Annotated in this window: 22 protein-coding genes and 1 pseudogene; 19 read left to right on the top strand and 4 right to left on the bottom strand. The window is 44.2% G+C overall.

Annotation, left to right across the window (positions count from 1 at the left end):
• Nucleotides 1-986: 986 nt before the first annotated feature.
• From Q4Q57_RS22130 to Q4Q57_RS19060, 3 genes and pseudogenes are all read left to right on the top strand, one after another.
• Nucleotides 987-1,201 (top strand): annotated as a pseudogene (locus tag Q4Q57_RS22130) (IS91 family transposase); the annotation flags it as partial.
• 338 nt (nt 1,202-1,539) lie between these two features.
• Complete coding sequence (locus Q4Q57_RS19065) at nt 1,540-2,019, top strand: hypothetical protein (RefSeq protein WP_311891723.1); 480 nt, start codon at nt 1,540-1,542, stop codon at nt 2,017-2,019.
• Nucleotides 2,020-2,134: 115 nt separating this feature from the next.
• Nucleotides 2,135-2,530 carry a DUF4019 domain-containing protein gene (locus tag Q4Q57_RS19060; protein ID WP_283629526.1) on the top strand — a complete coding sequence of 132 codons (396 nt, stop codon included), beginning with the start codon at nt 2,135-2,137 and terminating at the stop codon, nt 2,528-2,530.
• Nucleotides 2,531-2,760: 230 nt separating this feature from the next.
• Here Q4Q57_RS19060 and Q4Q57_RS19055 read toward each other — a convergent pair whose 3' ends face one another.
• Nucleotides 2,761-3,696, bottom strand: a complete 936-nt coding sequence (locus Q4Q57_RS19055) for a hypothetical protein (RefSeq protein ID WP_220592676.1) — start codon at nt 3,694-3,696, stop codon at nt 2,761-2,763.
• 1,054 nt (nt 3,697-4,750) lie between these two features.
• Between Q4Q57_RS19055 and Q4Q57_RS19050 the strand changes: the two genes are divergently transcribed.
• The 3 genes from Q4Q57_RS19050 to Q4Q57_RS19040 all read left to right on the top strand — a co-directional run bounded on the left by Q4Q57_RS19050 (nt 4,751) and on the right by Q4Q57_RS19040 (nt 6,965).
• Nucleotides 4,751-5,593 (top strand): hypothetical protein, encoded by an 843-nt coding sequence (locus Q4Q57_RS19050; protein WP_311891722.1) that lies wholly within the window; start codon nt 4,751-4,753, stop codon nt 5,591-5,593.
• Nucleotides 5,594-5,633: 40 nt separating this feature from the next.
• Complete coding sequence (gene rlmA, locus Q4Q57_RS19045) at nt 5,634-6,449, top strand: 23S rRNA (guanine(745)-N(1))-methyltransferase (RefSeq protein ID WP_126492216.1); 816 nt, start codon at nt 5,634-5,636, stop codon at nt 6,447-6,449.
• Between the two features lie 306 nt (nt 6,450-6,755).
• On the top strand, nt 6,756-6,965 hold the full coding sequence (locus Q4Q57_RS19040; protein WP_011789734.1) for a cold-shock protein: 210 nt from the start codon (nt 6,756-6,758) through the stop codon (nt 6,963-6,965).
• Between the two features lie 690 nt (nt 6,966-7,655).
• Here Q4Q57_RS19040 and Q4Q57_RS19035 read toward each other — a convergent pair.
• Nucleotides 7,656-9,215: a SulP family inorganic anion transporter gene (locus Q4Q57_RS19035; RefSeq protein WP_311891721.1), complete on the bottom strand. Its 1,560-nt coding sequence runs from the start codon at nt 9,213-9,215 to the stop codon at nt 7,656-7,658.
• 153 nt (nt 9,216-9,368) lie between these two features.
• Nucleotides 9,369-12,800: a ribonuclease E gene (rne, locus tag Q4Q57_RS19030; protein WP_311891720.1), complete on the bottom strand. Its 3,432-nt coding sequence runs from the start codon at nt 12,798-12,800 to the stop codon at nt 9,369-9,371.
• Nucleotides 12,801-13,343: 543 nt separating this feature from the next.
• On the opposite strand from rne, the gene rluC reads away from it, so the two are divergent.
• A complete protein-coding gene (rluC, locus tag Q4Q57_RS19025; protein WP_105252860.1) occupies nt 13,344-14,303 on the top strand; it encodes a 23S rRNA pseudouridine(955/2504/2580) synthase RluC in 960 nt (319 codons plus the stop codon).
• 22 nt (nt 14,304-14,325) lie between these two features.
• A complete protein-coding gene (locus Q4Q57_RS19020; RefSeq protein WP_311891719.1) occupies nt 14,326-15,042 on the top strand; it encodes an HAD-IA family hydrolase in 717 nt (238 codons plus the stop codon).
• Nucleotides 15,043-15,237: 195 nt separating this feature from the next.
• On the opposite strand, the gene Q4Q57_RS19015 is transcribed toward Q4Q57_RS19020, so the two are convergent.
• Nucleotides 15,238-15,822 carry a nucleoside triphosphate pyrophosphatase gene (locus Q4Q57_RS19015; RefSeq protein WP_311891718.1) on the bottom strand — a complete coding sequence of 195 codons (585 nt, stop codon included), beginning with the start codon at nt 15,820-15,822 and terminating at the stop codon, nt 15,238-15,240.
• Nucleotides 15,823-16,084: 262 nt separating this feature from the next.
• Between Q4Q57_RS19015 and yceD the strand changes: the two genes are divergently transcribed.
• The 11 genes from yceD (at nt 16,085) to Q4Q57_RS18960 (ending at nt 24,810) form a co-directional block, all read left to right on the top strand.
• The gene (yceD, locus tag Q4Q57_RS19010) at nt 16,085-16,609 is read left to right on the top strand and encodes a 23S rRNA accumulation protein YceD (RefSeq protein WP_106650215.1); all 525 of its coding nucleotides are present in this window, start codon (nt 16,085-16,087) and stop codon (nt 16,607-16,609) included.
• A gap of 16 nt (nt 16,610-16,625) precedes the next feature.
• The gene (rpmF, locus tag Q4Q57_RS19005; RefSeq protein WP_006081226.1) at nt 16,626-16,796 is read left to right on the top strand and encodes a 50S ribosomal protein L32; all 171 of its coding nucleotides are present in this window, start codon (nt 16,626-16,628) and stop codon (nt 16,794-16,796) included.
• Between the two features lie 15 nt (nt 16,797-16,811).
• Nucleotides 16,812-17,840, top strand: a complete 1,029-nt coding sequence (gene plsX / locus Q4Q57_RS19000; protein WP_220592683.1) for a phosphate acyltransferase PlsX — start codon at nt 16,812-16,814, stop codon at nt 17,838-17,840.
• Nucleotides 17,841-17,849: 9 nt separating this feature from the next.
• Nucleotides 17,850-18,809 (top strand): beta-ketoacyl-ACP synthase III, encoded by a 960-nt coding sequence (locus Q4Q57_RS18995; RefSeq protein WP_006081228.1) that lies wholly within the window; start codon nt 17,850-17,852, stop codon nt 18,807-18,809.
• Between the two features lie 62 nt (nt 18,810-18,871).
• On the top strand, nt 18,872-19,798 hold the full coding sequence (gene fabD, locus Q4Q57_RS18990; RefSeq protein ID WP_259523701.1) for an ACP S-malonyltransferase: 927 nt from the start codon (nt 18,872-18,874) through the stop codon (nt 19,796-19,798).
• Between the two features lie 9 nt (nt 19,799-19,807).
• Nucleotides 19,808-20,554: a 3-oxoacyl-ACP reductase FabG gene (gene fabG, locus Q4Q57_RS18985; RefSeq protein WP_006081230.1), complete on the top strand. Its 747-nt coding sequence runs from the start codon at nt 19,808-19,810 to the stop codon at nt 20,552-20,554.
• Between the two features lie 164 nt (nt 20,555-20,718).
• Nucleotides 20,719-20,952: an acyl carrier protein gene (gene acpP, locus Q4Q57_RS18980; protein ID WP_006081231.1), complete on the top strand. Its 234-nt coding sequence runs from the start codon at nt 20,719-20,721 to the stop codon at nt 20,950-20,952.
• A gap of 237 nt (nt 20,953-21,189) precedes the next feature.
• The gene (fabF, locus tag Q4Q57_RS18975) at nt 21,190-22,428 is read left to right on the top strand and encodes a beta-ketoacyl-ACP synthase II (RefSeq protein ID WP_006087466.1); all 1,239 of its coding nucleotides are present in this window, start codon (nt 21,190-21,192) and stop codon (nt 22,426-22,428) included.
• Between the two features lie 232 nt (nt 22,429-22,660).
• The gene (locus tag Q4Q57_RS18970; protein ID WP_311891717.1) at nt 22,661-23,029 is read left to right on the top strand and encodes a hypothetical protein; all 369 of its coding nucleotides are present in this window, start codon (nt 22,661-22,663) and stop codon (nt 23,027-23,029) included.
• 118 nt (nt 23,030-23,147) lie between these two features.
• Nucleotides 23,148-23,627 (top strand): acyl-CoA thioesterase, encoded by a 480-nt coding sequence (locus Q4Q57_RS18965; RefSeq protein WP_006081234.1) that lies wholly within the window; start codon nt 23,148-23,150, stop codon nt 23,625-23,627.
• 307 nt (nt 23,628-23,934) lie between these two features.
• Complete coding sequence (locus Q4Q57_RS18960; RefSeq protein WP_311891716.1) at nt 23,935-24,810, top strand: NAD(P)-dependent oxidoreductase; 876 nt, start codon at nt 23,935-23,937, stop codon at nt 24,808-24,810.
• The last annotated feature ends 58 nt before the right edge of the window (nt 24,811-24,868 follow it).

Genomic DNA, 24,868 nt, shown 5'->3' with positions numbered 1-24,868 from the left:
AGGCTCATGCTGCCTTAACCTAAATTGTTATTGATATGTTTCTATTTAATGGGTGTTGTTCAGTGTGTTGCACCAATATGGTTCAACCGTTTTTCGATGCGGCCTAGATAATCCCTAGATAGCCTCAAAAAGTTGGGAGCACTCTAGCCCATGCAGCAGTAAGGCTACAGACGAGTCATTGCATCAACCCTAGTGGAGGATGCAATAGCGCGCATTTGTTGCTTTAGTGTTAATTGTTAGCGATAGGGTGAAGAGGGTAAAAGCCAAGGTTTTAGACGGTTTTAGGTGAATAGCTGCTGTCTAGGCCTCGGCTCATTTTAACCGAGTGCCACTTTACCTATATTAGTCATCATGCATGGATAGAAAGGGAGCGATGATCATGTGCAATTATGAGGAATTTAGACTTTCTGATGGGCGGATTTTGTGTCTCGTCTATGCTCACGGTTTGATTGAAGCCGAACGCGACACTTTTGATGATGAGAATCACTCTCAACTCGCTACAGATGCGAACCATTATCATCGCGGGTCCTTCCGGCGCGATTGATTGCGGGGGCGGCGACACGCAGTGCTTCACTACATATGAGGATTTTAGAGGGCTTGGTTGTTGTTTTATTAACGGGTTTTTAGGGGGCGTTCATAATTTTGAACGCTATCTATAGTGTTGATTATAATTGATTATTTTCCTTGTTTTCTCAGAACCTCAAAAAATTGGTGTGCTCGGATATACCAACTTCAATAGATCGATTTTGTGATCCTTTGATCTTTGTTGAATGGGCCGATATTTTGCCTCTATGGGTAAGCGAGTCACTATAAAGCGGAGAACTGTGAGGGGAGAAACCTACCTTTAGTTTGAATACATCTGAGTGCCACCACCTAGGCATATCATCTCGTTCTAGCTTTATCCTAAAATCACTTAACTAATAACTAAATCATTCAGAATTTGCTAACCGGTTAGTACTGCATGCAATGACTGTGATTTTACGCAGTACGTAGCCAATGCTTGCCGCCGTAAAAAGCTCACGCAAATCAAGTTGCAATTACATAAGCCGCAGGTGGTATTGGCGAGTCCTTTGGTTAAGGAAGACTGTTCGTGGTTTTGCCTGCAATACCAGTTGGACCATCTGCAGTATTTTGGTCTGAAAGAGCGCAAGGATTAGTGATGATTAACTGCCAAAGTCAGCCAGTACTAATGTTAGGATAACCACTCTCTCAAGTCGAAGCGTATGACCGACAGCGAGAAGCAGCCAACCTTATGGGGTTAAGCTGATGAGGGGGTGAGTGACAGCCTGAATGTGGGGCCCCAATGCTGCCAACCAAGGTCGATAATCAGTCGAAAGTGAGAGTGAAAAATGAGAAAGCTAAAACAATATCAAGTGATTACCTACCAAATTGTATAAAAACTGCTACCGCAAAAAAGCAAATTCCGATAGCATCATTCATACCCATTTACACGGATGTGGCAGCGGCCAAGTCCAACGAGCGATTTATGCCCTTCAAACAGCGCTGTGCATAAATACTAAGACATTAGTGCCACAAACCATGAGCACCCAAGAAGAATTTTTGGCAATTAAATATGCAGCAGGAATACTGCACACCAAAGACATCATTGAGCATGTTAATTCTCAATTAGATAAAGGCATTTGGTCAGATGTCTTTCTTGAAATATTAGATTGCGATCCAAAGGGATGGGGATGTATTTCAACGCTATTCGAAAAATACCTAAAAGAAATAGATGTATTAATTCCGACCATAGAAGAGGCTGCAAGAGAGCTAGTTGAGCACCATGTACTATTAATTGCTTCGGGCACAGTAATACCCCGTGTACAGTTTAAAACGTTACTCGAAGAAATTGATAATTATGATTATTACAGCAAAACAAAAGACTATCTCGGGGATAATCTAGGCATACATCAAATGTACGGTTGGTACTACGAAGATTACTGTACGGTTGATCAAATCAACCAAGGCATTCTTGAAGCAAGCAAAGTGTGGGTTACCACCTATGCAAAAAAACGCTAATAAGCGCATGGTGTCGTACTGGTTTTCGTTGTGCTTCAAACCAGCAGCAAATGCGAGTGTTAGCTGTATTTAAAGTATGGCAATATAATTAGACTTTAGAATAAAAGGAATTATTATGAAAAAACTAATATTTATCTTAACACTGTGTATTTCTTCTCTTGTTTCGGCTAATGAATCTTCTGGTTCAACTGCAGCAAAAGAGTGGCTTAAAATCGTTGATGCGGGTAATTACACTGAAAGTTGGCAAAAATCTGATTCATTCTTTAAATCACAATTGTCACAAACCAAGTGGGACACAGCACTTAAAGGCGTCCGAACTCCATTAGGTAAAGTTGAATTACGCTCAGAATTAGGCGCTAAAGAATATTCATCGCTTCCTGGTGCCCCAGAAGGTGAATACTTAGTTATTCAATTTCAAACCGAATTTGAAAATAAAAAGTCAGCAACTGAAACATTAACACTTAGTAAAACTAGTGGGCAGTGGCTTCCAGTTGGTTACTTCATTAAATAATTTTGGTGTATTTACTTAGGCTTGCAGGACTAACAAGGCCGCGCAGCAAAGCTGGCGATGTTAGACGGCGCAGACAATCTATTTGTCATTGCACTGAACAACCCAAATTCTTCACCGAAGTCAGATGTTTTTACCATTGAAGCAGATGCAGCACATTTGTTTTTTGACGGTGGTTAAAACGGCCTAAATCGACACCTAATTGGTAGGCGTTTGCAGTGCTATTCAAAATTTCAGACGTCATTATCAGTGATTTTTTTACACAAAATGGAAAAGTCATCCTTAGGATTGAGTAGAAAATCTTTACCTACAATTGAAGTCATCTCAGCTTCGGAGATAAGAGGATTGTCAATTTTAAATATTAACCTTTGATTCATTTTGCTTTTTATCAAAAAATCACAATGACGTTTGTAAAATAATTTTTCAAACTCACCATTGTTGATTATTCTTCGAAGACCGACTTCTATTCTCTGGGCTAAGTGAGGCTTATTAGGTGAAACATAAAAATAGGTCGCAAGAGGGATATGCAGCAAAATGTTTTCATCAATCACTAGATTTGGATACTGTAGATTGAACTGCTTAAGTTCTTGATAAGCTTCATTCACTCCACGGCCAAATGTAACAAATCTTCCCTTTGATAGCATGTTAAATAAACTATCATATTGAACGCTTTCAATGACCTCAAATCCAGCCTGTTGCATGGCAACTTTAGTTGACCATTGACTACCTGAGCCTGTTTTAAGAGAAGTTAACTGCATAATAGAGGTGATTTGAGCCAACGATTTCACATTTTCCTTCTGAATAATGAAAACTCTAAATCCTTGAATTCCCTTACGTATGGGGATTTTTATTGGTATAAGCTTTGTATTCCACTCTAAACTTGAGGCTTCAGCTATGACATTAATATTTTGACCATCTTGCAATTCTCTTAATATGCGATTTCTGCTCATAATGACATCGGAAACCTCCAATGATGCTTGGCCAAAATCGGCTTTGGTTGCATCAATAACAAGTTGTAAAAGGTCATACGTATATTTGTATCGATCATCATGATTAGATTCTGAACGATTGATTATGAACTGATCGTTAGCATAAGTGATGGGGATACTTGTTAAGCCCATCAAGAGAATAACACTCAAAAAAATTCTAACTATTTGTAAGTTATACATAAGAAACTCATGTCCATGTTCAGAAACCTATTTACTACATCCTCAAATAGACTATAGCTTAATTGGTCTGAACGGCGAAAAAACTAATGACTTGTATAAATTATACTCATTAAATATTTACGATATGTGAGCATTCCACCAACTAGGATAAGCAAATATTCTAGCTGCTATTTTGAGGCAACTGGGGGTATGGATTTAAAGAGACCGATCTAGCTGAGCTGCTATTTGTTAACTCGTAAATTTATAGATTTTTGAAATGGCATGCGTTGACAAATCAAAAGGCAAAAGAGTAACACTTGCCGGATGACTCGACACTAAACTTGCTGAGTTCCAAATGCAGGACAGTGGAGTGGGGTATCGTATGACATTACAGACTCATGATCCATCACGTTGATTTTCTAGTAGTTATATTGTGCCGCCTCTGCAGAAGTTATGTCAGATTTGATAACAAAAGCTAAGGGCCACTAGTATGATATTGAGCGGGTAATATACGCTGCACTATATTTCTATGTATTGGAACTCTGGGTAGAATGCGGTCTGTTTATTCTCAGGTTTATATTGTCAATTACCCATTGTGCTCGGTTTGTGTTTTTGGTTAATAAAACATCGAAATAGCTGCATCTGAAATGACACATATCGACTGCAAATGAGAATCAAAAATGTTGGGAGAAAACAGATTTAACATGAAAGAATATTGAGGTTATACGTAATCTTGTTGTTTCAGAACAGTTAATTTGGAAGTTTATTAAACTAAGAGTGTACATATGGGTGTACATGACTGGAGTGTGTACATTGGTTTTTGTATTATTAATCAATGGTTAAGTGGTTTTAGTTTTGTAGTCGTGCAAAAATATGCTTGGCTGGGAATGATTAGACATAATTAAATTCAAATGACAGTTTATCGAATAATAACATCTTAACACCGAAACTCCCCGAATGAACATTTACACCATTAAGGTAATTAAGTCATTATCTTGAGAATATAAAGACTTAATTGGTGATCTTCATTCAGATTCAAAGGTACAATCGCGGCTGAACAGGGGAATAATGTCTTATGTATCATCAATTTTTAAATGAGCCTATGGTGCTTGATGCCGAAAAGGCGTCGATACTCACGTTGCGGTTACCCGACGATATCAGTGATTTTATTGTGTTACAGGCGTTCAGTGCGCCTTTACTAGAGGTTATCGTTATTGCTGAAGCTGGAATCCCACAAAATATTGCGATTCGTTTTCAACCGTTTATGGGTCTTAAAGTTGAATCGTTACCGCAAACTGCACAGGCCTTTAATACACCGATCACTCGAAGTCTTGGGCAAGGTTTTCGGCTCTATACGCGAATGGGCACTGCTGCAAAATTTTGCGCGGCAGAATTGAGACGGGGCGTATCTTTTACCTTAGACATGACTAATGGTTTAGATGAAGATAATTCAGTCGTAGATAATTGCTTAACGTTTGCTTTACAAGCGGATTCAAAGTTTGAGTTAGTGCCTTTAGAAGCCGATTTACGTGTTTTGCATGAACCTAAAGCGCTAATGGTCGCTAAAGCTCTGTTAGCAAGGCAATACGATTATGCCGCATCATCTGAATCCCTCGCCATTTACATGACCGAAATTGAGCAAGTTAGGTTAGAATTACAAGCTTTTTTACGTGGGGAGCTTGGTCAATGTCAGGCTAGCCTTGCCGACGAGGTATTAAGGCTCGATCCCTTGTTACTTCAGAAACAACAGTGGTTATTTAGAACCTATACCCATATGTTTGAGCGTCCCAATTATAGTCGCGCCGCTAATGATGCTGATAACACAGACAAGTTATTAAGAAAATTAGAGTGTTATGAGTTACTTGCGCCACCAGAACTGATCCAGATGGTTGACCGATTAATGGAAGACGAAACGTAAACCTTTCTTGCCCAAAGTTAGTTAAAGTTAAGAGTCCACTATGCACTATTTATGTCCCCTGTGTTCCGCGCCGCTGACGTTAACGGACCGCACTTGGGGTTGTCCACAGCAACATAAGTTTGACATGGCTAAAGAGGGTTATGTCAACTTATTGCCCGTACAGAAGAAAAACTCAAAAGATCCTGGTGATAACAAGCAGATGATGTTTGCTCGGCGTGAATTTTTAAACGAAGGGTATTATCAAGGCTTGAGTGATAAAGTGAATGAACTCGCGATCGAGTTTGGTGCTGATGCAAAACAGATCCTTGATATAGGCTGTGGGGAAGGGTACTACAGCCAGCGTTTATTCAATGTGTTGAGTCAGCACCATGATTGTGATTTACAAGGCATAGATATTTCTAAGTCAGCAATTAAATATGCGGCTAAACGCTACCCCAATTTAGCATTTTGTGTGGCAAGTGCCTATGAGATGCCCATCGCCTCTCAAAGTGTCGATCTTGCCATTCGCATTTATGCCCCTTCCAAAGTTGAAGAGTTACAACGCATTATGGCCGATGGTGGCGTTTTGATCACAGTCTCTCCCGGACCTTCGCATCACTTCGCTTTGAAGCAACAAATATATGCAGAACCTAGATTGCATCCTGTATCTGCTGCGTATATTGCTGGTTTTGAGTGCCTGCATCAGGAACGCTTAATTTCTCAGCTTGAACTGACAAAAAGTGATCACATTGCTCATTTTTTAGAAATGACGCCTTACGCTTGGAAGTTTACCGATGCGCAAAAGCAAGCATTTGCTCTGCAAGGACTAAGCTGTGAATTGGATTTCCAAATTGAAGTGCATCGCATTTCAAGATAAGTGAATAGATTAAGCTATTGAAATAAATTATTTAAAATGTTTAACTGTAAATGCTAAGCAGCATGAACTGAATGTTCTGCTAGCCGGTTGCAAAACCGCAAAGTAGATTTAGGCAAAATAAATAATCCAAAGTGTCGCAGTGTGTTGACTTATCTTTAGAATGGTTTATAGTCTTATCAGCTTGAAGGTTGGGCTTATATTTATGTGTTCAATACGACCAGTTCGTCCTGTAAACATAAGTAATACCGGCATTTTCCAGCTCCACCGCCGTTAAGGCTTTAATTTTTTATTTACAGGATTTATATCATGTCTCAAGTTACTGGTGTTGTTAAGTGGTTCAACTCTGACAAAGGTTTCGGATTCATTGAGCAAGAATCTGGTCCAGACGTATTCGTACATTTCCGTGCGATCAACTCTGACGGTTTCAAAACTCTTGATGAAGGCCAAAAAGTGTCTTTCACTGTGACTCAAGGTCAAAAAGGTCCACAAGCTGAAAACGTAACTATCATTGGTTAATTTTCAGTGCTGTTAGCCTAGAGCTGATAGCAATGGATTAAAGGGCTATGGTTTATTCCATGGCTCTTTTTGTTTGTGTGAAATTTAACATTTTTTTGTAGGTTTTCTGGTTTTCTGGTTTTCTGGTCTTCTGGATTGTGTAGTCTTCTCCGTTAAAAGTTATATAAATAGCCGCTAGATTAATGAGCTTAGGTTGCTCAATTGGCTTCTTAGCTATCGTAATAGTTGTTAGCACCTACTTTCAGATTTTCTCTTTATCTCTAAGACACATCATTTCTAGAGAGTTAAACTTCAATAAAGCTCTTTCGATTCATCCTCCATGTTTGCATCAGTTGTATTAAACACTATTACACCTCTCGATACTGTATTCTCGATACTGTATTTAGTGTAAGCGTAACCTCAATTCTAGGCCGATAACGCATTTATCCCATCATATTCTCGTTGCATGGATTAGCAGAGGCATTATGACTGCTTTGGAGTCTGTTGGTGTAGGTCTGCATAGGTGAATGCAAAACTATAAATCTCGTCATGACTAAGTTTAGACGTGTTAGAACTGAGGGGATGAGGAGTTACTTATTGATATAAATCAGCTTTACCGTTAAATGATTAATGGTAATAAAAAAGCCTGAACATTGCGATTCAGGCTTTGGTATTTCATATTTAAGCTAGCACTTATTGTTGAAACTTAGATTATGAATCTAGCTTATCATCGGCCACTTTATAGTGAGGATCATCGAGTTGATTCACTTCGATGAGATCACCCGCTTTATGCAGTAGGGCTTTACAGTCAGCGCTCAAGTGGATCAAGTGTAACTTCTTACCAGCATTGCCATAACGCTCAGCGAGCGTGTCTATTGCTTCTAATGCGGAGTGATCGGCAACTCGAGAGTTCTTAAAGTCGATAACCACATCTTGAGGATCTTTTGCTGGATCAAATAATTCGAGGAAGTTTGCGATTGAGCCGAAAAACAATGGACCATTGAGTTTGTAGACTTTCCAGCCTTGATTGTTCTGCTCTTCAGTCACATTGATATGCTTGGCATGTTCCCAGGCAAAGACTAAGGCTGAAACGATGACACCGACAAATACCGCAAATGCTAGATCGGTAAATACGGTTACCGTTGTCACTAGCACGATAACGAAGGCATCGTGTTTCGGGACCTTGCCCATAAACTTAAAGCTTGCCCATTCAAAGGTGCCGAGCACAACGATAAACATCACTCCAACCAGCGCCGCAAGGGGAATAATCTCAATAAATGAAGCGCCAAATAAGATAAAGGCAAGCAGTGCAACTGCAGCTGTAATTCCTGATAATCGGCCGCGTCCACCCGAGTTAATGTTAATCATAGATTGACCTATCATGGCACAACCACCCATAGCACCGAAGAAACCGCTGGTGATGTTTCCAAGGCCTTGGCCGACGCATTCTTTGTTGCTGCGGCCACGGGTATTGGTCATCTCATCTATCACAGTCAGCGTTAGCAGAGATTCGATAAGACCGACTGCCGCCAAGATGCAGGAATAGGGCAGTATGATATATAAGGTTTCAAGATTAAAAGGCACAGAGGGAATCGCAAAGCTAGGTAATGAACCTGCTATGGTCGCATTGTCGTTACCACTCATGGTTTTGAGGAAATCGAGTACGTTACGAGTATCCAGATCGAGTCCTACGACCAGTGTCGTCACAGTGAGGATTGCGGCTAATGATGAAGGGACTGCTGTGGTGATCTTAGGCAGAAAATAAATAATGGCCATCGTCAGAGCCACTAAACCTAACATCAACATTAATGGTTCTTGGGGCAGCCAGACTAGATTTCCGCTGGCATCCTTAACTTTAAACTGACCTAACTGGGCGAGGAAAATTACAATCGCTAGACCATTCACAAAGCCAATCATGACGGGATAGGGCACTATGCGAATGAATTTACCGAGTTTACACACGCCAGCAGAGATCTGGATAAGTCCCGCTAAGACCACGGCAGCAAATAAATATTGGACACCGTGCTCAACGACCAAAGACACCATGACAACGGCCATAGCGCCCGTTGCACCCGAAATCATTCCAGGACGGCCACCAATCAGTGCCGTTATTAGCCCCATAATAAAGGCGGCATAAAGTCCAACCATAGGCTCTACATGGGCGACAAAGGCAAATGCGACCGCTTCAGGAATAAGCGCAAGTGCAACTGTTAGCCCTGAAAGCACATCGGCTTTATGGCTAGACGTTTTGTGGCGAATGAGATCAAACATTGAACCTCTGTTATTAAGTTGTTGTGTGGATAAAAATAAGGCGCGAATACTAACAAAAAAATGGATTGAGCTAAACCTTAAATATAGTGTGAGTTTTACGATAGAAATAAAAAAGCCATGCAATCGCATGGCTTTTCTGACTAACTAAAGTGGTTATGGACGAGCCATATCCGACTCAGCACCGTTAGTGAGTTTAATTTTGGCGGTAGACTCTTCGGTTGCAGTATTTTCATACTCGCGTCCTTTAGGCACTGCCACTTGCTCTCTCACTTCAACTACAGGCTTGGTCATATCCGAAGACACCATAGAACCAAAACGGCTTGCGGCTTTCGGCTTGTTGACTACAAGGGCGTCAGTGATTTGCGGATTCACTGTCGTTGGGGCCACTTGCACTGTTGCTTGAGGCTTAGCAATAGCAGCAGGTTTTGCCATTGGAGCAGAGGCTGCAGCTTTAATCGCTTCTTTAACTTCAACACTTGGTGCAACGCTTGGTTCTACAGCAGTTTCAGTCTTAGCCACTTCAACTTTAGCCGCTTCAACTTTTGGCGCAGCTGGTGTAACCGCAGGGCTTTCAACTACAGGGGCATTAACCACTTCAGTTTCTACTGCAACGCTGGCTACTGGAGCTTCAACGACTGGTGCAACGTCAATTTTCACTTCAACCGTTTTTGGCGCATCCGCTTCAGTGGCTTTAGTCTCAACTTGCTGAGTTTCGACTGATGCAACGTCACTTGCTGGCGTTTCAACTTTCGCTTCAGCTTTAACGACTGCAGGAGCTTCAACAACAGGTGCTTCGCTAGCTTGTGCTGTTTCTACTTCAACGGACTTAGCAGTTACTTGAGTTTCAGTCACTGCATCTGTTTTAGTTGCAACAACTGGCGCTTCTACACGGACACTGGCGACTTCGCTTGGATACTCTTGGTCAGCACCCAATTCATCGTTAGGAATGAATTGCGCTGGCGTTGATGTACCTTGGTCATCTTCGTCGCGACGACGGCGTTGACCCGCTGCACGAAGGTGACGCGGGCTACGACGGCTACGACGTTGACCATCTCTTTGCTCGCGTTTTGCTTGATCATCAGCAGTTTCGCTTTCAGCATCAATTGTGTCGTTATCTTGCGATATCGCATCCATAGGTGCTACAACATCAGCTGTAACCACTTCAGTTTGTTCAGCTGTTTTCACTGGCTCAACTGCTGGGGCTTCAGTTTCTGTAGACATTACTGCTTTTTCTTCTACTGCAATATTTTCTGCTGCTTCTTGAACAGGTGCCGTTTCTTTACGAGGCTGACGACGTGTTCTTGGTGCTTTTGTTTCAGTTGGTGCTTGGGCAACTTCAGTTTTAGTGTCAACACTGATAGTGCTCGCTGCCGCGGCGTTAACGGCAGCAATCTCAGCTAATACTTCAGCGGCATCTTCTGGTGCAATTGGAATAGCATTATCTGGCGTGTTATGGCCATTATCGATACGCACCTTACGGCGCATGTTACGACGTTGACGACGTTCACGGGCGACTTCTTGCTTAGGTGCATCGGCTTCTACGTCAGCAACCACGTCTTTTGGTGCTTGTACACGTGGCTTAGGTTCGGATCGCGCTGGACGTTTAGTTTCTTCTTTCTCACGAACAGGACGTTCTTGAGCGCTTGTATTTACCGCTGCATCGGCCGGTTTTTTCGAATTACGGCTGCGTGGCTCACGAGTGCCTTCTTTTGCTTTGTCGGCATCTTGGGCATTACGTGGGCGGCGAGTATCGTTGCGACGGTTACGGCGGTTAGCGTTAGCTGCACTGGTATCGGTTGTTTTAGTTTCAACAACTTTTACGGGTTCTGCTTTTTCGCTTGGTGCAAACATGGCACTGATTGCACTCACAAGCTTGCTGAAGAAGCCTGGTTGTGGCGCTTCAACTTTCACCGTTGGTGATGGGGCTTGTTCCACTTTCTGTGGCGCGGCAAACCCTTTTAATGCCGGAATAGGCGCTGCGGTACGTTCCAGTTTACGTGGCTCATACAATTTAGCTTCAGGCTGTTCGATACGCTTATAGCTCGATTCGCTGATTTCATCATCACTACGGTGACGGATCACGCGATAATCTGGCGTCATCATGTGCGCATCAGGTATCACATATACTTCGACATCGTGACGTTGCTCTGTGATGCGAATGGCTTTGCGTTTCTCGTTTAACAAGAATGCCGCCACATCGACAGGCACAATGGCTTCGATTTGCGAGGTGTTTTCTTTGATGGCTTCTTCTTCCATCAAACGTAAAATCGACAGTGCTAAAGACTCTGTACTGCGAATCGTCCCTTGACCGTGACAGCGAGGGCAGATGTGCGCAGCGGATTCTTCTAAGGATGGACGCAGACGTTGACGCGACATTTCCATCAAACCGAAACGCGAGATGCGACCTAGCTGCACACGGGCGCGGTCGTGGTGCACAGCATCACGTAAACGGTTTTCAACTTCACGTTGATGGCGCACAGGCGTCATATCGATAAAGTCGATCACCACTAATCCACCTAAGTCACGTAGACGTAATTGACGGGCAATTTCATCGGCGGCTTCAAGGTTAGTGTTAAGTGCAGTCTCTTCAATATCGCCGCCTTTAGTGGCACGGGCAGAGTTGATATCGATTGAGGTTAAGGCTTCCGTTGGGTCGATAACAATCGACCCACCAGATGGCAGACGTACTTCGCGTTGGAAGGCTGATTCGATTTGCGATTCAATTTGGAAGTGAGTAAATAATGGCACTTCGGCTTCGTAAAGTTTTACGCGCTCGACGAAATCTGGGCGAACTAAGGCGATATGTTGCTTAGCTTCTTCGTAAATACGTGGGTGGTCGATGAGGATCTCGCCTACATCACGACGTAAATAGTCACGAATAGCGCGCACAATCACGTTGCTTTCTTGATGAATTAAGAAAGGAGCGCCTTTAACTTGTGAAGCTTCGGTGATAGCAGCCCAGTGGTGTTGCAGAACTTTTAAGTCCCACTTTAATTCGGCTGATTCTTTGCCTACACCGGCAGTACGAACGATAAGCCCCATGCCCGCTGGCACTTCTAAATCGGCCATTGCTTCTTTTAACTCAGTACGCTCATCACCTTCGATGCGACGAGAAATCCCGCCTGCACGTGGGTTGTTTGGCATTAATACTAAGTAAGAGCCTGCAAGGCTGATGAAGGTCGTTAAGGCTGCGCCTTTATTGCCGCGTTCTTCTTTGTCAATTTGGACAATAACTTCCTGTCCTTCACTGACCACTTCTTTGATATTTGGGCGACCTTGGAACGAATATCCTTTCGGGAAATATTCTCTGGCGATTTCTTTCAGTGGTAAAAAGCCGTGACGATCAGCACCGTAGTCAACGAAAGCGGCTTCTAAAGACGGTTCTACGCGGGTAATTTTACCTTTGTAAATGTTTGATTTTTTTTGCTCATGACCTGGACTTTCAATATCTAGATCATACAGTTGTTGCCCATCAACAAGGGCAACACGCAACTCTTCTGATTGAGTTGCATTAATTAACATACGTTTCATGATGACGTCATTCTTCTTTAAATAGAGGTCATCAAACATCGCGCTTCGCTGCATTACGGGCCTAGCAGTAGGTCAACTGAGCCTCACGGCTGGTGGCTAGGCAAGAGATGCGCATTGCTGTTAGACGCAGTCGCTGCGTGTCGCATCCTATTTATGGCTTATTTTTTAATGATTACAAAAACAAGGAATTCGTTGTAAAACATCAACCAACCCCATAAATTCTTTAGTTTCTTTCCGGTAATGCCCAAGTCGAATCGGTTTGTCTGACGACAAGTTAAAATATCCTTCGAAATCGGGGGAGGAAAATCTAGGGTAAACCTTATTAAAGTAAGGCGACTTTCTCGATTTAATCGTAAAAAACGCATTTGTGGTATTTTTACTTATTATACGATTTGCAAATCAATGACTTGCTATCAGGAAAGTGTTTTTTTATCCGTTAAATTTTCCGCTTGGGATCAGGGCGTTGTGAACACTTTATTCACGGCTTATCCCTAATCGCTGGTGAAATATAGCAATAATCAAAAAATTCAGCAATGGAAAGGCACTATTCTTCTCAGTTGTTGTACAATGGCGACCGTTATAATTAGATGGCGCATCATGAATATAGAATCCACCCCACAACAGGTTCAGTTGATCACGATTGATGAAGATCACTTCGAACAGCGTATCGATAACTACTTAATGACCAAGCTGAAGGGCGTGCCGAAAAGCATGATCTATCGGATTGTCCGCAAGGGCGAGGTTCGAGTAAATAAGAAACGCATCAAACCCGAGTATAAATTGCAGATTGGCGACATAGTGCGTATTCCGCCTGTCCGAGTGGCAGAGCCAGATAATCGTACCGCGCCATCGGCGAACTTAAGCAAAGTTTCGCAACTCGAAGACCGTATTCTGCACGAAGACAATCATTTGATCGTGTTGAATAAACCTGCAGGCATTGCTGTGCATGGCGGTAGTGGTGTCGATTACGGTGTGATTGAGGCATTGCGTTCGCTGCGCCCTCAACAGAAGTTTTTAGAGTTAGTACATCGTCTCGATAAAGATACTTCGGGTGTGTTGTTGGTGGCGAAAAAACGTAGTGCGCTTAAACATCTGCATGATCAGCTTCGATATAAAAAGATGCAGAAAGACTATTTGGCTTTAGTGAAAGGTGAATGGTCTGCTCAAGATAAAGCCGTTAAACAGCCTTTATTAAAAATCACCCTAAAATCCGGTGAGCGCATAGTGCGTGTTAATGCTGAGGGTAAGCCTTCAGAAACACGCTTTAAAATTATGCAGCGTTACCAAGGTTGTACTTTAGTAAAGGCAAGCCCAGTCACTGGACGTACTCATCAAATTCGGGTGCATTGCCAATTTGCTGGCCATCCTATCGCCTGTGATGATAAGTACAGCGAGCAAGGGTTTGACGATAGCATGCGTGCATTAGGTTTAACTCGACTCTTTTTACATGCGGCTGAATTGATGTTCATTCATCCAGAAAATGATGAAGTGATGCGGGTTTCAGCGCCTTTAGATGAAAATTTGTCGCAATTACTCGATAAGTTAAAGCGTGCGTAATCGACGGGGATAGGTTTCAAGGATGAAGACAAAGCAATACGATTTAGTAATTTTCGATTGGGATGGCACTCTGATGGACTCCATTGGTAAAATTATCACCTGTATTGAAAATATGGCTAAGGCATTGCGGTTACCTATCCCAACCGAAAGCGATATTCGTGATATCATCGGTCTTTCTATGACAGAAGCGCTGCGAGTCCTGTTTCCACAGGGGCTCAATCTCAGCGCTTCTTCTGCCTATTCTCAGCATCAGCATCCTAAAAATGCATTCAGCCAAGGCGAAGATGATCAATATCAGCAGATGCGCGCCGAGTTTAAAGCACAATATTTGCATTTAGACACCACGCCAACGCCACTCTTTGCACAAGCACCTATTTTAATCGATGAGTTACATGCTCAAGGTTATCAATTAGCCGTTGCAACCGGTAAGGCCCGTGCGGGACTTGACCGCGTTTTTGCGCAAACGGGCTTAGGTCGATACTTTGTTGCGTCACGCTGCGCTGATGAAGTGCACAGTAAACCCCATCCTGAAATGATCTCAAGTTTGCTGAAAGAATTGAATATTGCCCCGAACCGAGCCCTAATGGTGGGTGATTCTCTGCTGGATTTGACCATGGCGGCCAATGCTGGAATTGATAGTATTGGCGTGACCTATGGCGCCCACAGTGCCGAAAAGTTACTGCAAGCAGGACCTATCGCTTTGATTGACTCTCCTGCGCAATTGCTGCAATACCTCTAGCACTGCTATTTAATGCTGAAGCGGCAATACATGCCGCTACGCATGAGTACTTGCTGGTTAGCTTTATTTACGTCCCATCTTTTCGTCAATGAAACGAATCTGCTGCTCGGCATTTTTGGGTGCGCTTAATCGATTTAATAAACAGAGCACGCTGAGCAAAACCTCAGTAAACGAATAAGCTAACGTGTAAGCCGGTTAAGCGAGAACGTCTACACCTTGGGCCAACAGCATTTCTGTCAGTAATATCAGTGGTAAGCCAACTAAGGTATTCGGATCGCGACCTTCAAGCTCGGTAAATAAGGCTATGCCTAAGCCTTCACTCTTAAAACTGCCCGCGCAGTAGTAGGGCTCTTCTTTTTCTATGTAGGCGACAATCTGCGCATGGCTAAGATGCCTGAAATGAACCGTAAAGGGTTCAACCTCGGCGGCCATGGCGCCCGTTTCGGCATTATAGAGTGCAAGACCAGTATAAAAGGTGATGGCCTTGCCAGAGGCTTGGATGAGCTGCGCGACGGCATTGTCAAAATCATGGGGTTTACCGATAATCTTGCCATCAATGACGGCAACTTGATCGGAGCCAATAATCAGCCCATCGGGGAATTGTTCTGCACCTGCGACGGCTTTTGCTTTGGCTAGTCGAAGCACTAAGGCATGGGCCGATTCATCGATATACGCTGTTTCGTCAATATCAGGATTACAGCATTCGAAGGGAAGACCGAGTTTCTGCAGTAAAGATTGTCGGTATACAGAGGTCGAAGCTAAGATTAATGGGGTTGGCATAATAGGATATCCGCAAAAGAGTGACTCATATTGTGACCAATCTGCGCTAGAGAGTGCAAGAGTTTCGTCTTTTACGGTTTCTTTTCAGCGAATGCGACTATTTTAGTCGGCTTATGCTTGTATGCGACCTCGTGCTTGGGTACTATTTCGCTTCCGTCAATTTCAATGTTGGGGCTGGAGAAAGGCTTAAGTCGCAAACTGGGACTTAAGTTAGTAATTTTTCTTTGACTCTAGCGTTTTCAAACTATAATATGCGCGCCTTATGCAAACAGTAAAGATACCGGTTTCAATTGATCCTATCCGCGCCGCCTCGAGCTGCTCCTCTTATCAGGGGATAGTGCCTGGGCAGCAATTGAAAAGATTAAATGAGTTATGTGCCGGCGACTGTTCCGATGTGGCAGTGTCGCTTGAATGTGGCGTAGATTTACAGGGGATAGTCTACCTGAAAGGGAAGGCTGTGACGGAGCTCACTCTGATATGTCAACGTTGCATGACACTATTTACCACTGAGGTTACGGTCGAGTTTTGCTTCGGTCCATGCCGGACTAAGGCAGAAATCGATGAGCTCCCGGATGCGTATGACCCAATTGAGTGCAATGAAATTGGCGAAGTGCGTCTACATCAATTGATCGAAGATGAATTGATAGTCGCTATGCCGATAATCCCAATGCATCAAGAAATTGATTGCAGTGCGGGATCTAAAGACATGGTTGTAGGCGAGATCGAACCCGCTCAAGAGGAGCGTCCAAATCCGTTTGCAGTGTTAGAAAAACTGAAGAGCAAGTAATCTAGGAGACAGGCCAATGGCTGTACAACAGAACAAAAAATCACGTTCAAAGCGCGGAATGCGCCGTTCACATGACGCACTGAGCACTGCTCAGCTGTCTGTAGACGCTACCAGCGGTGAAATCCATATGCGTCACAATGTGACTGCAGATGGCTTCTATCGCGGTAAAAAGGTAATCAACAAGTAATTTGTTGGTTTCCTAATGACGAATCTGACGCTTGCGTTAGATGCAATGGGTGGTGATCATGGCCCCCACGTCACGGTGCCTGCAGCCTTGCGGGCACTAAAATTACATTCTTTTCTTAAAATCATTTTAGTCGGAGACAAGACTGAAATTGATGTCTATCTACGTCAAACCGAAGCAAATCTACTTTCACGCATAGAAATCATTCATACCGATGAAGTCGTTAGTATGTCCGATCGACCTGTGCATGCTTTGCGTACACGTAAAAACAGTTCCATGCGATTGGCGATTGAGTTAGTGCGTGACGACCGCGCGCAAGCGTGTGTGAGTGCCGGTAACACAGGTGCGTTAATGGCAATGGCGAAAGTATTGCTGAAGACCTTGCCTGGTGTTGATCGACCCGCATTAGTCAGTTGTTTACCTGCGGTGACTCAAAAACCGGTTTATTTGTTGGATTTGGGCGCGAATATTTCCTGTGACTCGGAAACCTTATTTCAATTTGCTGTGATGGGCTCAGTCCTGTGCGAAGCGGTAGATAAGAAATCTCGGCCAAAAGTCGCTTTGCTCAATGTGGGCATTGAAGAGATTAAAGGTAACGATCAAGTTCAGCAAGCGGCGCAGTTACTGCAACACACAGAACAAATCAATTACACGGGTTTTATTGAAGGGGATGAAATCTACTCCGGTAATGTGGATGTCATTGTTTGTGATGGGTTTGTGGGTAACATCACGCTTAAAACCTCTGAAGGCATTGCCAAATTATTGGTACATCAGTTAAAACGGGGACTAACCCAAGGTTTATTTGTTCGTTTTCTGGCTAAACTTATCGCCCCACGTATTCAGGCGGTCCTTAGTCAGATGAACCCCGACCACTATAACGGTGCAAGTCTGATAGGATTGCGCGGAATAGTTGTAAAAAGCCATGGAAATGCGGATGAAACTGCCTATTTACAAGCAATTAGTTTGGCAGTAACGGAAGCTCAACGTCGACTCCCTGAAATGATAAAAGATCGTTTGGAGTCGATTCTTTTAGATATAAATAACTGATCCCTCCTTATGCATACAAAAATTCTCGGAACTGGTAGTTATCTACCAGTGCAGGTGCGTAGCAATCAAGATTTGGAAAAAATGGTGGAAACCACTGACCAATGGATTGTTGAACGTACAGGTATATCAGAACGTCGCATTGCGGCCTTCGATGAAACCGTTTCAACTATGGGCTACCAAGCGGCACTCAAAGCGCTGGAAATGGCTGGCATAGAAGCATCAGACTTAGACATGATCGTTTGCGGCACCACCAGTGCACCAAATGCTTTTCCGGCTGCGGCCTGTGAAATCCAAGCCATGCTTGGCGTGCATACCATTCCAGCATTTGACATCGCTGCGGCTTGTTCAGGCTTTGTTTATGCTTTATCTGTTGCCGATCAATTTGTAAAAACGGGCGCGGCTAAAAAAGTCTTAGTAATTGGCGCCGATGTACTGTCTCGCCTATGTGAGCCAGAAGATCGTTCAACGATTATTTTATTTGGTGATGGTGCGGGTGCCGTTGTGATTGGTGCATCTGAAACGCCAGGGATCATTTCTACCCACATTTATGCCGATGGTCGCCAAGGCGACTTATTGAAATGCGCTTTCCCACCACGCCAAGGCGAAACCTCTGAAGCGGTCGGTTTTATGACCATGAAAGGTAACGATGTCTTTAAAGTGGCAGTGACTCAATTGTCCCATGTTGTGACTGAGACGCTGCGCATCAACAATATCGATAAGTCAGAAATTGATTGGTTAGTGCCACATCAAGCTAACTTCCGTATTATTAATGCTACCGCCAAAAAGCTCGATATGAGTCTTGATAAAGTTGTATTGACCTTAGCTAAACACGGTAATACCTCAGCAGCATCTGTGCCTATCGCATTAGATGAAGCCGTGCGTGATGGCCGGATTCAGCGTGGACAACTCCTGCTGCTTGAAGCCTTCGGTGCCGGTTTTGCGTGGGGCAGTGCGCTCATTCGCTTCTAAGTTCTACATGTGTTTTCCACATGATTTTTCAATAAATTAAGTAAGCCATAGGTAATTTGAATATGGAAAATGTTGCTTTTGTATTTCCAGGCCAAGGTTCACAAGCCCTCGGCATGTTAGCCGAGCTTGCCGAATCACACGCCGTTGTCGGGCAAACCTTTGCCGAGGCGAGTGACGTCTTAGGTTATGATTTGTGGTCATTGGTTCAGCAAGGTCCTGTTGAAAGCTTAAATGAAACCGATAAAACCCAGCCAGCCCTATTAGCGGCGAGTGTGGCGATTTGGCGTGCCTACGTGGCTTCAGGCAAACCTATGCCAGCCATGTTGGCAGGTCACAGCTTAGGCGAGTATTCTGCTTTAGTGTGCGCCGGAGTCATGGATTTTAAAGACGCGATTAAGTTGGTGGAATTACGCGGTCAACTGATGCAGCAAGCGGTTCCTGCTGGCACAGGCGCTATGTATGCCATTATCGGTTTAGATAACGAGGGTATTGCGAATGCTTGTGCCGAAGCGGCTCAAGGCGACGTGGTGAGCCCAGTTAACTTCAACAGCCCAGGTCAAGTGGTTATCGCGGGTCAAAAAGACGCGGTTGAACGTGCAGCAGCGGCTTGTAAAGCTGCGGGCGCTAAAATGGCGGTAGCGTTACCTGTCAGCGTGCCATCACACTGCGCATTAATGAAACCTGCGGCGGATAAACTGGCCGTGGCATTAAATGATGTACAGTTTAATGCCCCAACGATTACTGTGATTAATAACGTTGATGTGGCATCACCCACCTCTGCTGATGACATTAAAGATGCATTAGTACGTCAGTTATATTGTCCTGTCCGCTGGAGCGAAACTGTTGAGCTAATGGCCCAAAAAGGCATTACCCAACTGGTGGAATGTGGTCCTGGTAAAGTATTGACAGGATTAGCAAAACGAATTAATAAATCACTATCAGCCCAAGCGGTTAATGATGTTGCTTCATTAGCAGCATTAACTGAGTAAGGAGTTTGTATGAGTTTCAACCTGAATTTAACAGGCAAAGTGGCTTTGGTGACAGGTGCGAGCCGTGGTATTGGCCGTGCGATCGCTGAGACACTGGTCGAAGCCGGTGCCGTTGTTATTGGAACCGCAACCAGTGAGAAGGGCGCTGCGGCGATCCAAGAATATCTGGGTGACAAAGGTTTTGGTTTAGTGCTTAATGTCACAGATAGTGAATCTGTTACACATTTATTCGCCTCGATCAAAGAAAAAGCCGGTGATGTTGATATTCTAGTCAACAACGCGGGTATAACCCGTGATAATCTGCTGATGCGGATGAAAGATGATGAATGGCAGGATATTATCGACACTAACCTGACATCGTTATTTAGACTATCAAAACCTGTGATGCGTACCATGATGAAAAAGCGCTTTGGCCGAATCATCAATATCGGTTCAGTGGTAGGCACCATGGGCAATGCAGGTCAAGTTAACTACTCGGCAGCAAAGGCGGGTTTGATTGGATTTACAAAATCTCTTGCAAGAGAGGTTGCATCTCGTCAAATTACAGTTAATGCTATCGCTCCTGGATTTATCCAGACCGATATGACAGATGAGCTGACCGAAGAGCAGCAAAAAGCTATCATGTCACAGGTTCCGATGGAACGATTAGGGCAAGCGCAAGAAATTGCGAACGCAGTGCTCTTCTTGGCCTCGGACTCAGCCGCTTACATCACAGGCGAAACTTTGCATGTGAATGGCGGCATGTACATGGTTTAAGGGCGAATGGCAGGGATTTCTGTCGCAACTGAGTAGTGATCTGTATCAATTGATAGTGAAATTTCGTGGTTAGACCACGAAAACTAAGCTTGCATTGTCAGCCAAATCTAATAAACTACTCGCAATCTTACGCAAGTGCGTAATTTGAATAGGAAAGAAAACTAATGAGCAACATCGAAGAACGTGTAAAGAAAATCATTGTAGAGCAACTGGGCGTTAAAGAAGAAGACGTTAAGCCAGCGGCATCTTTCGTTGACGATCTGGGTGCAGATTCTCTGGACACTGTTGAGTTGGTTATGGCTCTGGAAGAAGAGTTTGATACCGAGATCCCTGATGAAGAAGCTGAAAAGATCACTACTGTTCAAGCAGCGATCGACTACGTTTCTAAGAATCAGTAATTCTGAATTCTTGAAGACAGGCGGCATTTTTGCCGCCTGTTTTTGTTTTACCCCCGTCAAATTCTGCCCCCGTGCCATTCAATCGTCTCTGGATCGTGTTTTAATTGTTATCCACGAGATGCTCGCCGCAGATTGGCGAATTTTTCTAAATAAACGTTATTTAAGAAATTGTCTAATGATAGAAAATCTTGTTTTATCTATCAGAACTAACAAATTTAGCATTTAAAGGTGACTGCCGTGTCTAAACGTCGTGTAGTGGTAACCGGTTTGGGGTTAGTAACTCCAGTGGGCAATACTGTCGATACTACTTGGAAGGCTTTGCTTTCGGGTAAGAGTGGTATTGCACCGATAACCAAATTTGATGCCAGTGAATTTACCACTCGTTTCAGTGGTTCAGTAAAAGATTTCGATGTTGAGCAATACGTAACGAAAAAAGACGCCCGTAAGATGGACCTCTTTATTCAATACGGTATGGCAGCTGGCATCCAAGCTATCCAAGACTCAGGTCTGGATATGAGCAAAGAAAACCCTGGTCGTGTCGGTACGGCTATTGGTGCCGGTATGGGCGGCATGTGGTTGATTGAACAAGGGCATAGCGCCTTGATGAATGGTGGTCCGCGTAAGGTTTCTCCTTTCTTTGTACCTAGCACTATCATCAATATGATTTCGGGCCACTTGTCGATCATGTTTGGCATGAAAGGCCCCAATTTTGCCGTGACGACCGCTTGTACTACAGGCGTGCACAATATCGGTTTTGCAGCGCGTACCATTGCCTATGGCGATGCCGACGTGATGGTGGCCGGCGGTGCTGAGGATGTCACTTCTCCTTTAGGCGTGGCAGGTTTTGGTGCTGCGAAAGCATTATCGACACGCAATGACGATCCGACTGCGGCGAGCCGTCCATGGGATAAAGACCGTGATGGTTTTGTGATCGGTGACGGTGCGGGCGTGATGGTGATGGAAGAGTACGAACACGCTAAAGCGCGCGGTGCGACCATTTACGGCGAGTTAGTCGGTTTTGGTATGAGCGGTGATGCGTTCCACATGACATCGCCTCCAAGCGACGGTGCAGGTGCTGCGGCGGCTATGGTCAATGCTATTAATGATGCTAAGTTATCACTGGAGCAAATTGGTTATATCAATGCCCATGGTACGTCGACGCCAGCAGGTGATAAAGCGGAAGCGGCAGCGGTTAAGTCTGTATTTGGCGACCACGCTTATAAAGTACTGGTTAGCTCGACTAAATCGATGACGGGTCACCTATTAGGTGCTGCTGGTGCAGTTGAAGCGATTTTCACTTTATTAGCACTGCGCGACCAAGCTGTACCGCCAACCATTAACTTGGATAATCCGGATGAAGGTTGTGATTTAGACTTTGTCGCTCATACTGCCCGTGACGTGAAGATGGATTACGCCCTGTGTAACTCCTTCGGTTTTGGTGGGACTAACGGTTCATTACTGTTCAAGAAAGTGTAAAACACTTACTTGTGATGTAAAAAACAGTGAAAAAATGCGCCTGAGGGCGCATTTTTTATGGGTAAAATCTATCGGTATTGTGATTTGAATGCCGCTATTTCACGCTTTCATTGTGAGCGAAGTCACTTTGTAACTCTATGATATCCACAGTGTTAACCTTTGTTCATCAAGCTTGTTTAATTCTATTGGCCACAGATAATGACAGATATATTTAATCTTGATGGAGTGTGTCATGTTAAACCCTGCGGTGATCCCGCTTGTCCCCCTCATCGGCGCATTAACGGCTAATCTGACCGAGTTGATCCGCGGTGAATTTAAAGTTTGGCATCCTAACATGGACATAGGGATCAAGACTTTTACCTTAGCAATCGCCGCTTACGTGGTCGTCTGGTTTGCCTTATTGGTGACGGCGATTAATGTCGGTGGCGGCAGTAATATGTCCTCGGGTCTTGAAGTGCTGGGTTACTTCATGCTTGGCTTAGGTGTGTACACTTTTGCAAAGGGCACTCGCTTTGTCAGCAGCGGGCTACAGCTATGGCTTTACCGCTTAGCCCTACCGAGTTTACTGCTTTGCTGCGTGCTTATTAGTCACTTTGGTTAAATCGAATTTTTTGGCGAGGCCAATCGTAATTATCTTTACGCTATTGGGGATTTCTATCGTAAACTCAGCTTATTGCGCGAAGACATTGAGCCACAGTGGCTGAATAAGTTGAGGTTATATGGCTGGTATCGATAGACAAAGCACCCTGAGATTTTTGTCAGAGCCTGCGGATGTAAATTTTGGTGGTAAAGTTCACGGCGGTGCTGTGATGAAGTGGATCGATCTCGCGGCCTATGCCTGTGCAGCGGGTTGGAGTGGTAAATATTGTATTACTGCCTATGCGGGCGGGATTCGTTTTGTGCAACCCATTTTAGTGGGCAATATAGTCGAAGTCAGCGCTAAGGTGATTTATACGGGTAAAACTTCTATGCATATCGGTATCGATGTGCGCGCAGGCGATCCTAAGGTTTCCGAGCGTCATTTGACTACCCACTGTATTGTGATCATGGTGGCTGTTGACGAACACGGCCAGCCAACGCCAGTGCCTGAGTGGGTACCACAGACGGAACATGATATTCATTTGCGCGATTCTGCACTGCGCTTGATGGAAATGCGTAAAAAGATTGGCGCCGAAATGGAAGCCCATGTGGTGAAATAGCCCCATAAATTACATCAACAAAGGCGCTTATTGCGCCTTTGTTGTCTCTGTCGAAAAGTGCGTTTGCCTGTGGGGCCGATTTCAACCTGACGCTATGCGGAATGAATGCTACACTTCCGCCATTATTTTTACTGCCCATTCCCCTAAATAAGCATCCGTAATTGACCCTATAGATTGAAACACTCAGTGGCATTTTTTTAGTATTTGTTGTTGAGGTTTTAGCAGTAACATATTGGACAGAGGAAATACAACTCGATTCAGCTATTTTTAATTGATTCACCTTGTTTACTTATTTGAGGAGCACTTCATGGCGAAAGTCGCATTTATTGGTTTGGGCGTAATGGGATATCCCATGGCGAGACATTTACTGAACAAAGGCCATGAGGTCACTGTTTATAATCGCACTTTTGCTAAAGCACAAACTTGGGTCGACACCTATGGCGGACGTTGCTGCCCAACACCAAAGGAAGCGGCAGAGGGTCAAGATATTGTGTTTACTTGTGTGGGCAATGATAACGACCTGCGTGAAGTGGTATTAGGGAGTGATGGCGTTATTTATGGCATGGAAAAGGGCGCAGTGTTAGTTGACCATACTACGGCTTCGGCCGATGTTGCCCGTGAGCTTCATCAAGTGTTAGCAGAAAAGGGCGTTGATTTCCTCGATGCGCCGGTGTCGGGCGGTCAAGCGGGCGCCGAAAATGGCGTGTTGACTGTGATGGTTGGCGGCGATGAAGTTGTATTTTCCCGTGTTAAGCCTGTGATTGAAGCTTTTGCCCGCTGCGCTGAGCGTTTAGGTGAAGTCGGTGCTGGTCAGTTAACTAAGATGGTGAACCAAATTTGTATCGCGGGTGTGGTACAAGGTTTGGCGGAAGCATTACAGTTTGCGCGCAAGGCGGGTCTTGATGGCGAGAAAGTGATTGAAGTGATCAGTAAAGGCGCGGCGCAAAGCTGGCAAATGGAAAATCGCTACAAAACCATGTGGGGCCAAAGCTATGATTTTGGTTTTGCCGTCGATTGGATGCGTAAAGATTTAGGCATCGCCTTAGAAGAAGCCCGCCGCAATGGTTCACACTTGCCATTGACCGCTTTGGTGGATCAATTCTATTCAGAAGTGCAGGGCATGGGCGGTAACCGTTGGGATACGTCTAGCCTGTTAGCGCGCCTAGAGAAATCGGCGAAATAAGCTTATAAAACTTAGATTTTGTACTGATAAAAATGCCCAGTCCCGATTGCGTTGGCAA

Origin of the sequence: Shewanella sp. SP2S2-6 (genome assembly GCF_031931965.1) — a bacterium.
GTDB lineage: Bacteria > Pseudomonadota > Gammaproteobacteria > Enterobacterales > Shewanellaceae > Shewanella > Shewanella baltica.
The sequence above is the reverse complement of the archived record's forward strand: the minus strand, read 5'-3'. Positions and strand labels throughout refer to the sequence as shown.